This window comes from Phyllobacterium calauticae, assembly GCF_019991125.1.
GTDB lineage: Bacteria > Pseudomonadota > Alphaproteobacteria > Rhizobiales > Rhizobiaceae > Phyllobacterium > Phyllobacterium calauticae.
This window is the reverse complement of sequence record NZ_JAGENB010000015.1, coordinates 17,901-30,419: the sequence shown is the minus strand read 5'-3', so window position 1 is coordinate 30,419 and position 12,519 is coordinate 17,901. Positions and strand designations below refer to the sequence as shown.

The 12,519-nt window shown below is 58.9% G+C and carries 9 protein-coding genes and 1 riboswitch; of the genes, 4 read left to right on the top strand and 5 right to left on the bottom strand.

Annotated elements, in window-relative coordinates:
* Window positions 1-147: 147 nt before the first annotated feature.
* Entirely contained in the window at window positions 148-1,443 is a 1,296-nt protein-coding gene (locus J1W56_RS25295; protein ID WP_223616050.1) for an amidohydrolase family protein, read from the bottom strand.
* 267 nt (window positions 1,444-1,710) lie between these two features.
* Between J1W56_RS25295 and J1W56_RS25290 the strand changes: the two genes are divergently transcribed.
* Window positions 1,711-2,775 carry a GSU2403 family nucleotidyltransferase fold protein gene (locus J1W56_RS25290; protein WP_223616049.1) on the top strand — a complete coding sequence of 355 codons (1,065 nt, stop codon included), beginning with the start codon at window positions 1,711-1,713 and terminating at the stop codon, window positions 2,773-2,775.
* A 41-nt stretch (window positions 2,776-2,816) separates the two neighbouring features.
* On the opposite strand, the gene gcvP is transcribed toward J1W56_RS25290, so the two are convergent.
* The 4 genes from gcvP to J1W56_RS25270 all read right to left on the bottom strand — a co-directional run bounded on the left by gcvP (window position 2,817) and on the right by J1W56_RS25270 (window position 8,487).
* Entirely contained in the window at window positions 2,817-5,615 is a 2,799-nt protein-coding gene (gcvP, locus tag J1W56_RS25285; RefSeq protein WP_223616048.1) for an aminomethyl-transferring glycine dehydrogenase, read from the bottom strand.
* Between the two features lie 10 nt (window positions 5,616-5,625).
* Complete coding sequence (gcvH, locus tag J1W56_RS25280) at window positions 5,626-5,994, bottom strand: glycine cleavage system protein GcvH (protein ID WP_223616047.1); 369 nt, start codon at window positions 5,992-5,994, stop codon at window positions 5,626-5,628.
* Between the two features lie 5 nt (window positions 5,995-5,999).
* Window positions 6,000-7,103: a glycine cleavage system aminomethyltransferase GcvT gene (gene gcvT / locus J1W56_RS25275; RefSeq protein WP_223616046.1), complete on the bottom strand. Its 1,104-nt coding sequence runs from the start codon at window positions 7,101-7,103 to the stop codon at window positions 6,000-6,002.
* Between the two features lie 150 nt (window positions 7,104-7,253).
* Window positions 7,254-7,350, bottom strand: a riboswitch (glycine riboswitch).
* A gap of 129 nt (window positions 7,351-7,479) precedes the next feature.
* Entirely contained in the window at window positions 7,480-8,487 is a 1,008-nt protein-coding gene (locus tag J1W56_RS25270; protein WP_223616045.1) for an adenylate/guanylate cyclase domain-containing protein, read from the bottom strand.
* Between the two features lie 450 nt (window positions 8,488-8,937).
* Between J1W56_RS25270 and J1W56_RS25265 the strand changes: the two genes are divergently transcribed.
* Genes J1W56_RS25265 through J1W56_RS25255 form a run of 3 tightly spaced genes read left to right on the top strand, consistent with a single transcriptional unit; the run spans window position 8,938 to window position 12,504 of the window.
* Window positions 8,938-9,942: an LLM class flavin-dependent oxidoreductase gene (locus J1W56_RS25265; protein ID WP_223616044.1), complete on the top strand. Its 1,005-nt coding sequence runs from the start codon at window positions 8,938-8,940 to the stop codon at window positions 9,940-9,942.
* A gap of 16 nt (window positions 9,943-9,958) precedes the next feature.
* The gene (locus tag J1W56_RS25260; RefSeq protein ID WP_223616043.1) at window positions 9,959-11,311 is read left to right on the top strand and encodes an LLM class flavin-dependent oxidoreductase; all 1,353 of its coding nucleotides are present in this window, start codon (window positions 9,959-9,961) and stop codon (window positions 11,309-11,311) included.
* Entirely contained in the window at window positions 11,311-12,504 is a 1,194-nt protein-coding gene (locus J1W56_RS25255) for a M20 aminoacylase family protein (protein ID WP_223616042.1), read from the top strand. Before J1W56_RS25260 ends, J1W56_RS25255 begins: the two co-directional genes overlap by 1 nt.
* The last annotated feature ends 15 nt before the right edge of the window (window positions 12,505-12,519 follow it).

Genomic DNA, 12,519 nt, shown 5'->3' with positions numbered 1-12,519 from the left:
ATTAAAATCAGTCCCAAAATCCGCATCCCAAATCTCGTTGCAATCAACGAGAAGGTGACACAGCGACGTTTCTACTTTGCAGAAACAGGACATTTTAACTTTGCGGCTACACATCAAAATCGCATAACGTATCTTATGGAACTCAAATTATCCTTGGTGAATGAAGGGCGCGTAGCTTGCGGGATCAACCATAGCGGGACGCCGGTCCAAAGCGAGTGTGCTGATCCGCTTCGGCGCGCGCGCGATGACCTTGCCTGCCTTGATGACGGCAAGCCGCGTTGCCTTGAGGCGGATTGCTTCGATTGCATCAGCAGCCTGCAGCAGCACCATGTCCGCCTTGCAGCCGACGTCGAGGCCGTAATTTTCCAGATTGAGAATCTTGGCAGGCTCGGTGGTAACCGCGGCAAAACATTGGCGCATGGCGCTGCGGCTCGTCATCTGCGCCACGTGTAGCCCCATGCTGGCAACATCAAGCATGTCAGCCTGGCCGAGTGAATACCAGGGGTCCATCACGCAATCATGGCCGAAGGCAACGGTAACGCCATGGGCCAGAAGCTCCGGCACGCGGGTCATGCCCCGACGCTTCGGATAGGTGTCGTGACGACCCTGGATGCCAATATTGATCAGCGGATTGGCAATCGCCGCCACGCCGGCCTCTGCAATCAACGGTAAAAGCTTGCTGACGTAGTAATTGTCCATCGAATGCATCGAGGTCAGATGCGACCCCGTCGAACGGCCGCCAAGACCGAGGCGCCGGGTTTCATAGGCCAGTGTTTCGATATGCCGTGACAACGGATCATCGGTCTCGTCACAGTGCAGATCGATCATCAGGCCGCGATCCGCCGCAATCTCGCAGAGCGCTTTGACGCTCGCTGCGCCATCGGCCATGGTGCGCTCGAAATGCGGAATACCGCCAACCACATCGACACCGAGATCAAGCGCCCGCTTGAGCAGGTCAACAGCGCCGGGAAAGCGGTAGTAACCATCCTGCGGGAAAGCCACCAGTTGCAGGTCGATATAGGGTGCAACCTGTCTTTTGACGTCGAGCAGCGCTTCGACACCCAGCAGGCGCTCGTCGCAGATATCCACGTGGGTCCGGATCGCCAGCAGGCCCTGTGCGACCGCCAGATCGCAATAGCGCAGGGCGCGCTCGATCACAGCCTCATGGGTGAGAAGCGGTTTCAATTCACCCCATATCCGGATTCCATCGAGCAGTAACCCGCTTTCATTGAGGCGCGGCTGGCCGAGCGACAGCGTTGCATCCATATGAAAGTGACTATCGACAAAGGGGGGCGAAACCAGAAGACCGCCGGCATCGATCGTCTCCCCCGCCTCCCCGCCGAGATTGACGCCAACCGCAACAATGCGGCCGGATTGCACACCGATATCGAGACCTGTACGGCCGTCAGGCAAGGTTGCGTTGGTAACTTTCAGATCGAACATGGAACCTCTTTGACTACTTTGCCGATTGCGCTGCCTCTACTTTAACAGGCAAACGCCGGATAGCTGCAACGGGCAAACAGCACTGCAGGAAACTGCGATTGACATCGGCGCGCTCAACTCACGTTAGTTATTGAAGGACAACGAATTATCCCCATTCTCATGAATTAATAATATAATAGGGATAATCCTTTGAATATCAACTTTCTAATTTAGTTTTACCAGTGTATTATCCCTCCCACTGCCAATAATGCAATATTTGGGGATAAAATGAGCAAATTCAGAGAATTATCTTCAGATCAAATACGCCAGCTCATTGATACGGAACAGGCCTACGATGTCTACCGGACCAGTCTGAAGGAGTATGAACAGCGTTTTTCCGGGTCAATGTCGTGGAAGAAAAGCACGAATGACAAGGATTATCTCTACAAGAAGACACAGGGCATCTGGAAATCCCTTGGACCCCGCTCCGCCGAAACGGAAGCGATCTTCGGGCAGTTTCATATGGGGCGTGAAAGCGCCAAGACCCGCGTTTCCCGTCTCGCAAAGCGGCTGGATGAACTCGCCCCCGTCAACCGTGCCATGGCTTTGGGCCGAGTGCCGCTTCTGACTGCACGCATCATCCGCGCGCTCGGAAAATCCGGATTGATCGGCACGGCTGTCGATGTCGTCGGAACCAATGCGCTCTTTGCCTATGAACGCATGGCTGGTGTCCAGATTACCGGCGGGCTTTTATCGACGCAGGATGTCGACCTGTTGTTCGACTCCCGGTTCAGCCTGCGGCTGATCAGCAAGGATTTTTCCCACAAGGGTTTGATCGGGCTTTTGCAAAAAATCGATCATTCTTTTGCACCGCTGGCGAGAAATGGGTATCGCGCCGCCAACCGCGACGGCTTTCTCGTTGACCTGATCAAGCCAACGCCAAAGGACCGCATGTCGACGCGGGAGAAAGTGCGCTTCAGCGCCGATGATGAGGACCTGCAGGCAATCGAAATCGAAGGCCTGACATGGCTGGTCAACAGTCCGAAAATCTCGACTGTTGTCATCGATGAAAAAGGCTATCCGCTGGACTACACCTGCCCCGATCCGCGTGCCTTTGCCTTGCACAAACTGTGGTTGTCGCGCCGCAGCGACCGCGATGCCGCCAAACGTATACGCGATGAACTGCAGGCAAAAACCGTTGCCGGACTGATCCGGGCAAGACTGCCGCACCTGTCCTTCGAGGCGAATGACCTGCAGGCGCTCCCCCGGGCGTTGCGGCAGTTGGCACCGGAACTTGAGCCGACGCCCGATGGTGATGTCGGCGAAGCTCTGAGCTTGACGCCGAACTGGTAAAAAAAAGCCCCTCCCGGATGATCCGGAAGGGGCACTCTATTTTAGCTGTATGCCTGCATGGGCGGGCAGGCGCAGACGAGATTGCGATCTCCGGCGACGTTGTCGATACGTGACACCGGCGGCCAGTATTTCGGGTTCTCTTCGCTCTCGCCTGCCGGCAGGCTGGCTTCCCTACGGGTGTAAGGATGCGACCAGTCATCGGCCAGCACATCGCCGGATGGGTGCGGTGCATTGACGAGCGGGTTGTCGTCACGCGGCCAGACGCCACTGGCAACCTTCTCCGCTTCCCCGGCAATGAGGATCATTGCATCACAGAAGCGATCGATCTCGCGCTTGGATTCCGATTCCGTCGGCTCGACCATCAGCGTACCGGCAATCGGCCAGGACATGGTCGGGGCGTGGAAGCCGTAATCGATGAGGCGCTTTGCGATATCTTCGACGCTGATCCCGGCGCTATCCTTCAACACACGGGTATCGAGAATGCACTCATGCGCCACGCGGCCGTTCTGTCCTGTGAACAACACGGGATAGTGTCCCTTCAGCCGCTCCGCGATGTAGTTGGCGTTGAGAATAGCCATCTCGGTTGCACGCTTGAGGCCCGCCCCGCCCATCATGCGGATATACATCCACGTGATGGGAAGAATGGATGCGCTGCCGAATGGAGCCGCTGAAACCGCGTGCTGCGATCCCTTGGCCACATGACCGGGCAGGAATGGAGCAAGATGCTTCTTCACGCCGATCGGACCAACACCCGGCCCGCCGCCGCCATGGGGAATGCAGAAGGTCTTGTGCAGGTTCATATGGCAGACATCGGCACCGATATCACCGGGACGGGCAAGCCCGACCAGCGCATTCAGGTTGGCGCCATCGAAATAGACCTGGCCGCCATGCTGATGAATGACCGTGCAGATATCCTTGACACCTTCTTCGAACACACCATGGGTCGATGGGTAGGTGATCATCAGCGCCGCAAGATTGGCGCTGTGCTGGTCGGCTTTTGCCTTGAGGTCCTCAAGATCGATATCGCCAGCCTCTTCACATGCCACGACCACCACCCGCATGCCCGCCATATGGGCACTGGCCGGATTGGTGCCATGCGCCGATTCCGGGATGAGGCAGATATCCCGATGCGCATCGCCCCGATCCAGATGATAGCGGCGAATGGCCAGGAGACCGGCATATTCACCCTGGCTGCCGGCATTGGGCTGCAGTGAAACCGCATCAAAGCCGGTGATCTCGGACAACCAGGCTTCCAGATCGTGCGTCATCGCCTTGTAGCCAAGTGCATGGCTGGCAGGAGCGAATGGATGCACGTTGGCAACGCTGTTCCAGCTGACCGGCAGCATTTCGGCGGCAGCGTTGAGCTTCATCGTGCACGAGCCGAGCGGGATCATGGCGCGGTCGAGCGCCAGGTCCTTGTCCGCCAGACGGCGCAGGAAACGCATCATTTCCGTTTCAGAACGCTGCTGATGAAAGACGGCCTGGGTCATGAAACCCTCGGCCTGCCTTTCGCCGGGCAATGTTGCCTTTGCTTCCGCAGGCAGATCGGCACCGAAAAGTGCAGAGAGTGCCTTCAGGTCATCTTCCGATGTCGTTTCATCCACGGTGATGCCGAGCCGGTCCTGATCGACAATGCGCAGCAGACGTCCGCCCTTTTCAGCCTCCGCAGCAATGGAGGCTGCTTTGCCGGGAACAGTGACCGTAACCGTATCGAAGAAATGCGATCCGGCGATGGAAAGGCCCGCCCCTGTCAGCGCAGCGGCCAAACGGGCCGCCTGGGCATGCACACGGCGAGCGATGGCCTGAAGCCCCTGCGGACCATGCCAGATGGCATAGGACACTGCCATATTGGCCAGTAGTGCCTGCGCGGTACAGATGTTTGATGTCGCCTTGTCGCGGCGGATATGCTGCTCGCGCGTCTGCAGGGCAAGGCGATAGCCGGCACGGCCCTTGCTGTCGACGGACTGACCAACCAGACGGCCAGGTATAAGCCGGGTCAGCGTTTCGCTGACGGCGAGATAGGCGGCGTGCGGGCCACCATAACCGATCGGCACACCGAAGCGCTGCATGGAACCGGCAGCAATATCGACACCGGCCTTGGCAGGCGGGGCGGTGATTGTCAGGGCCAGCGGATCGGCCACGGCGATCACCAGCGCACCAGCGGCCTTGGCCGCCTGAATGACCGAAGCATGGTCACCATAGACACCGAATGTGTCCGGCCATGGAACGATGATCGCTGCAACGCTGGCATCGATCTCGCCTTCATCTACGGTCATGCCCAGCGGCTCGGCGCGGGTCTTGACCACATCGACGGTCTGCGGATGCAGGGCGCCGGCGATCACGATGCGGATGCGCTTCTCGCGATGATGGCGATAGGCTATGCCGACGGCTTCCGCAACGGCCGTCGCCTCATCCAGAAGCGAAGCGGATGCGACGGGCAGACCGGTGAGCTCTGTCACCAGCGTCTGGAAGTGGAACAGCAGTTCAAGACGGCCCTGGCTGATTTCCGACTGATACGGCGTATAGGCGGTATACCAGGCCGGGTTTTCAAACAGATTGCGTAGGATAACTGCGGGCACGTGGGTGCCGTGATAACCCTGACCGATAAAGCTCTTGTGGGTCTTGTTCTGGCTCATCTTGGCGGCAAGCTCGGCCAAAGCTTCCGACTCATTGACGGCCGCAGGAATGTCGAGTGGCCGTTCAAGCCGGATGGATTTTGGCACGGCCTGCGCAATCAAAGTTTCCAGCGACGGAATGCCAAGAGCCGCCAGCATGGCGCGGGAGCCTTGTGTGCTCGGACCGATATGGCGGTCAGCGAACGGGAATATGGTATCTTTCATCATCATGCCTTCAGCCAATGATTGCTTTGTAGCCTGCCTCGTCGAGAAGGCCGGTCAGCTGATCCGGATTGGACAGCTTCATCTTCCATAGCCAGCCGTCGCTTGCGGCGGCCGAGTTGACCAGCGACGGATCGCTTGCGGTTGCTTCGTTCACTTCCGTCACTTCACCGTCCAGCGGCGCATAGACGTCCGATGCCGCCTTGACGGATTCAACGACAACCGTGGCATCGCCTTTGGACAAGGACTGACCGACATCCGGCAACTGGACAAAAACCAGATCGCCGAGCTGATCCTGCGCGTGATCGGTAATGCCAACCGTCGCAATGTCATTCTCGACGCGGACCCATTCGTGATCTTCGGTAAAGTAAGTGGCTGCCATCTCAATTATCCTTTGTGGTAGCGATGTGGAGTGAAGGGAAGTGAATGAATATCGACCGGGACGCGGTTGCCCCGCACCTCGGCGAAAACCTTGGAGCCCAGCGCGGACAGCTCTTTGCTGACGTACCCCATGGCAACGGGAAAACCTGCCGACGGTCCGAAACCGCCCGACGTGACCAATCCAACCTTGTTGCCATCGGCATCAAAGAGTTCGGCATCGGTGCGCACCGGCTGCCGGCCATCGGGCTTCAGGCCGACGCGCTTCTTGGCCGATCCTGTTGCGATCTTGGCGAGAAGCGCTGCAGCGCCGATAAAGCCCGCTGTCTCGCGCACCGGCTTGGCAATGGCCCAGAGCAGTCCGGCGTCCACCGGATCATAATCCGGCGTTATGTCATGGCCGTGCAGGCACAGACCCGCTTCAAGGCGCAGACTGTCGCGGGCAGCAAGCCCGATCCAGGCGACACGCTCGTCGGCGAAAAGCTTTTCGACAAGCACACGGGCATCGGCTTCCGGCAGGCCGATCTCAAAACCGTCCTCGCCAGTATAGCCGGAGCGGCTCATGAACCAGCCCGGCTTCGGCTCAAATCCGTTCATGAAAGCAAGATCAGTCCCGGCAATACCGGCATCCCGCAACACATTCACGGCCTGCGGCCCTTGGATGGCCAGGAACACACGATCCAGCGCGTCGATCGTGCAGTCGAAATCCTTGGCAACGCCGCGCAGATGCGCTTCGTCAGCCGTGGCATTTCCGGCATTGGCAACGATCATGAAATGCTCATCCCCGAGACGGGTGACGATCAGGTCATCGAGAATGCCTGCCTTGTCATCGAGAAAGAAGGTGTATTTCGACTGACCCGCCTGAAGCGCAGACGCATCCAGCGGGCATGCGCGTGACAGCAGTGCCGCGGCCTGTGGCCCGGCGACGTCAAAGAGCTGCATATGCGAAATGTCGAAAAGCCCGGCCTTCTCGCGCGTGTGAAGATGTTCCTTCATCACACCGAGCGGATAGGTGATCGGCATCGACCAGCCGGCAAAACCGCCAAAGCGCGCATTGGCGGCCTTGTGCAGATCGTCAAGCGGCAATTGTTTCAGATTATCTTCAGTGCCCATTTTTACTCCAGAGACGTGCAAAGACCTCCGCCACACGACGGAACATTTCTTTGCCCCTCTGTCGGAAGCCTGAGAGACTCGCTCAATCAGGACCCCTGACTGAACTTACACCTTCGGCGCGGAGTTTCCCCCGACTTTCCAGAGTTGCCTTCCCGGTTTGCGGTTCCTGGTACCTGAGAGATTTCGGGCGATTTCCCCTTCGGTGGCCTGCACATTTCCATGCACGACACTCTCCCGCAAACTGACAGGGCCGAAGCCCTCGACAGGCTGGACCATAGCGCAACGGCCTCTGCCTGTCATCGTGCAAATGGCCGATTTGCCGCTTTGTGGACAGAAATTGTCTGAATGAGGATACTTCGACAGGGAGCGCCCGATGTCAGCGGGTCAGGGCCATCACTCCGAGCGCCTGCCCCCTGCCCTTGACGCCATGCATTCCAAGGTAATTTGCCTTGATTTCATTGGAGAAACTCATCCTCTGCGCCAATTCGCTGGAGATCAAAACCGGCGTGGCCAATGTGCGGCAGAGGCTTTCCAGCCGCGCCGTGGTGTTCACCGTATCGCCGAAATAGGTGATCTTGTGATGATCCACCCCGATCTCAGCCGTGATGATCGGGCCGCCATGCAGGGCCGCACGCAGGCGCGGCACCCTTCCGAATCGCTCAAGCCATTGATTTGCATTCTTTTCGATACTGTCCAGAATATCGAAGACACAGCGGGCGCAACTTGCATCCTTGATGCCGCGCTCAATGGGCCATGTGATGATGGCCGCATCCCCGACATAATCGTCAATGGCTCCGCCGTGACGCCGGACAGGTTCGGCAAAGGCGGCAAAGAGCGCGCCAAGAAACTGCTGCGCCCGCAGATCGCCATGTTCTTCAGCAAACGAGGTCGACCCGACAAGATCGATGAAAAGAAACACCCGCTCTTCGGCCACAGGCTGGCGGTACCGGCTCATCAGAAGGCTGGCAAAAATGTCGCGGCCGAGAAGATCGCGCACCCGTAGGATGAAAATCATGACGGTCAGGACGGCAAGCGTGTAGAGCAGCACCTGCGGTGACAGCGTTGCCGCGCGCCAGAAAGGACCGTCAATCCAGCCGAAGCTCCACAGCGTTATCCCGCAAACGGCATTGCCGATGCTGATCAACACATAATCGGCTATCAATGCGGCGACGAGAAACCCCGCAGTCGGCAATGTGTTGATCCAGGCACGCAATTTCGGAAAGATGAGGCCGCGTTCGAACGCCAGAATCGGCACACAGATGGAAAGGGCAAACACGGCCCCTAAAAAATATCCCTGCCTATAGACCAGCCAACTATAGAGATAGCCGCTTGCCGCGACTGCGCTGAGAAGGAATACCCACAATCCCACTGAATTTCTGCGCATATTCCCGTTCCGATCCATTTCAAACCTTCAGGGCCGGCTTCAAGGCCGCGTCCCTCCGTGATTTCATTTATGCGCCGAACGATATTATCCAACCAACAGATATCTGCGATCTCGCAATATCCAACTGGAGAATTACACCAAGGATCATCCCATCAGACTCACTGCCGTGCAAATTGTCCATCGGATGCGGTCAATTTAAGGCTCCAGATTGTTGGAAAATGACCATCGCTGAACAGGAGATCAACGATAAACCTCGTACCCTGCATCCAAGCCACCAGGTTAATCCACGCCGTCAGCGAGAGGAATATTAATACAGTTTGCCCGCTGATTTTTAGCAAAGCGTTCTTTGACGGGTCTCGAAATCCGATAAAATCTGACTGCCTCTGAAAACGGAGTCCGCGCTGCCTCTGGCGACGCGTGGCTTCAATCACATGGAGGCTATACCCTGACATGGGCTACGCACTGAGTTTGCTCGATAAAAGTCCGATCCACGATGGCGAAACGGCCAGCACAGCGCTGAAGCGGACAGTCGCGCTGGCCCGCCAGGCGGAGCAGTGGGGCTTCCACCGGTTCTGGGTGGCCGAACACCACGATGCGCCGACATTGGCAAGCTCGTCGCCGGAAGTGCTGATCGCCTTCCTGCTGGCCAATACGGCGCGTATCCGCGTGGGCTCCGGCGGGGTCATGCTGCAGCACTACAGCCCATACAAGGTGGCCGAAAATTTCAATGTCCTGGCTGCACTGGGGCCCGGCCGCGTCGATCTCGGCGTGGGCAAGGCTCCAGGCGGACTGCCGTTTTCGACGCGCGCCCTGCAGGGCGTTGTCCCGCGGACGCAGAAGCAGGATTTTTCCGCCCAGCTCGCGCAGCTCAGCGCCTTTCTCGACAAAGGGCTACCTGCGGATGACCCGCTTGCCGGCGTTCAGGCAACACCGCGTCCTGCCATCGCTGCCAACCGCTTCCTGCTTGGCGCCAGTGTCGACAGCGCGCTGCTTGCCGCCTCCCAGGGTTGGGATTTTGTCTTCGCCAGCCACCTCAACGGCGACGAAACGATCCTGCAGCAGACACTGGAGGCGTACCGGAAGGCAGCGCCCGGCCGCGCGCCTCTCCTTGCCGTGGGGATCGTGGCGGCCGAGACGGATGCGGAGGCTGACCGGCTGGCCGGCAATATCCAGCACTTCAAGGTGCATGTGGACGATGGCCAGAGCGTCACCGTCGGCAGTGAGGAACAGGCAGAAGAATACGCACGCCAGGCAGGTGCTGCCAATTACAGGATCGAGAAGAAGACACCCAATGTCCTGCGCGGCGCGGCCCGCACGGTTTCAGACCGGCTCGACTGGCTGCATGACCGCTACGGTATCGGCGAATTCATCATCGACACCCCCATCAATGACGCTGCGAAGCGCCTCAGATCCATCGAACTTCTGGCTCAGGCGCAATTCGCCGCTGCCGCATGATCAAGGAGATTGAACAATGTCCAAGCGACCCATTCCGTTCGGTGTGATGCTGCAGGGTGCCGGCGGCCACATGAATTCCTGGAAACACCCGAATTCGCCTGTTGATGCCAGCGTCAATTTCGATTTCTTTGTACGCAATGCCCGCAAAGCCGAGGAAGCAGGCATTGCCTTTGCCTTCGTCGCTGACGGGCTCTACATCAACGAAAAATCCATCCCGCATTTTCTCAACCGTTTCGAACCGATTGCCATTCTGTCCGCACTGGCCGCGACAACCTCGAAACTCGGTCTCGTCGGCACGGTCTCTACCTCCTACAGCGATCCCTTCACCGTTGCCCGGCAGTTCGGCTCGATCGACAAGATCAGCAACGGCCGCGCCGGCTGGAACGCCGTGACATCGCCGCTTGAAGGCTCGGCCAAGAATTACGGCCGCGACCATCCCGACCATGCCCTGCGCTATGAGATTGCGGACGAACATCTCGAAGTGGTCAAGGGCTTATGGGACTCATGGGACGATGACGCCTTTGTCCGCAACCGCGAAACGGGCCAGTTCTTCGACAAGACCAAGCTGCATCGCCTGAACCATCATGGCCGGTTCTTCAACTCGGAGGGCCCGCTGAATATCAGCCGTTCCGAACAGGGACAGCCGGTCATTTTCCAGGCCGGATCGTCCGACGACGGCATCGACCTCGCCGGCAAGCATGCGGACGGCGTGTTCACCAACCACGTGCCGATCGAGGAGGCGCAAGCCTTCTATCGCCGGGTTAAACAAAGTGCGGTCGCGCACGGCCGCAAGCCGGGCGATGTCCTGATTTTCCCCGGCATCGCGCCCATCGTCGGTGCAACGGAGGACGAAGCGGAGGCAAAGTACCGTGTCATCCGCGATCTCGTGACCGTTGAAGAGGCGCTTGCCTATCTCGGGCGCTTCTTCGACCATCACGATTTCAGCGCCTATCCCATTGATGCGCCGTTCCCGGAACTCGGCGATATCGGCAAGAACAATTTTCGCTCCACCACGGACCGCATCAAGCGCAATGCCAGGGAAAAAGGCCAGACCTTGCGTGAGGTTGCGCTGGAAGTCACAACGCCGCGCAATGCCTTCACCGGCACACCGCAGAAGATCGCCGACGAACTCATCCGCTGGGTCGAAACCGAGGCGGCCGACGGGTTCATTCTCGGCTTCCAGATCTTGACCGAAGGGCTCGAGGACTTTACGCGCGACGTGCTGCCGCTGCTCGAGGAGCGCGGCTATCACAACAGGGTGCTTCCCGGGGCGACATTGCGCGAAAACCTCGGCCTGCCCTTCCGCGAAAGCCGCTACACCAAAGCCCATCGGGCCACAAAGGAACCCATCAAAGAGACGGCACTCTGATGGGCCGGCAGGCGGATCCGGTTGAGGAAAGAATCAGCGGCTATCTCGATGAGATGGTCCCTCTTCGCCACGACCTGCACCGGAATCCCGAACTGGGTTACAACGAGCACCGCACCAGCGCGCTCGTTGCCGGCCGGTTGCGCGACTGGGGCTATCAGGTCACTGAGGGCATTGGCAAAACCGGTGTTGTCGGAACACTGCAAAACGGCAACGGCCCCAAACGGCTTGGCATTCGCGCCGATATGGATGCCCTGCCGATCGTCGAAGCGACGGGCCTGCCCTATGCAAGCACCATACCCGGAAAAATGCATGCCTGCGGCCATGACGGGCACACCACCATTCTTCTCACCAGCGCCCGCTATCTCGCCGAAACGCGTGACTTCTCCGGCACCCTCAACGTCATCTTCCAGCCGGCCGAGGAAGGCGGTGCCGGGGCCCGCAGCATGGTTCGCGATGGCCTGTTCGAGCGCTTTCCCTGTGACGCCGTCTTCGGCCTGCACAACTGGCCGGGTGTTCCCACCGGTCAGTTCGGGTTCATTACCGGCCCGGCGATGGCCTCGGTCGACAAGGTCACGGTCCGGATCGTCGGCAAAGGCGGCCACGGCGCCCGCCCCCAGGAAACCATTGATCCCGTGGTCGCCAGCGCCTCCTTCATCATGGCGCTGCAAAGCATTGTCGCCCGCAATATCGATCCGCTCGACGCCGCGGTGATTACAGTCGGCACCATCCACGCAGGCATCGCTCCCAATGTCATTCCCGACAGTGTCGAGCTGGAGCTGACGGTGCGCACCTTCCGCAAGGAAGTGCGGGAAGCCATCAAGTCCCGCCTCAGCACGCTGGCGAAAGCGCAGGCCGAAAGTTATGGCGCTGTCGCCGAGGTGGCATATCCCAGCGGCTATCCCGTGCTGGTCAACCATGCCGATGAAACGGCGTTCGCCAGAAACGTGGCGCTTGAACACTTCGGCGACGCGCGGATCGAGAAGGATTTCCGGCCGATTTCCGCCAGCGAGGATTTTGCCTTCATGCTGCAGGAAATACCGGGAAGCTATCTTTTCCTCGGCAATGGCGACAGCGCTCCGCTGCACAGTCCGCTCTACAATTTCAATGACGAGATCCTGCCGTCAGCCGCCCGTTACTGGGTGAAGCTGACCGAAACCTATCTCGCCAGGAATCCCTCCGACAGGCCCATCTGACAAGAACGCGAGACA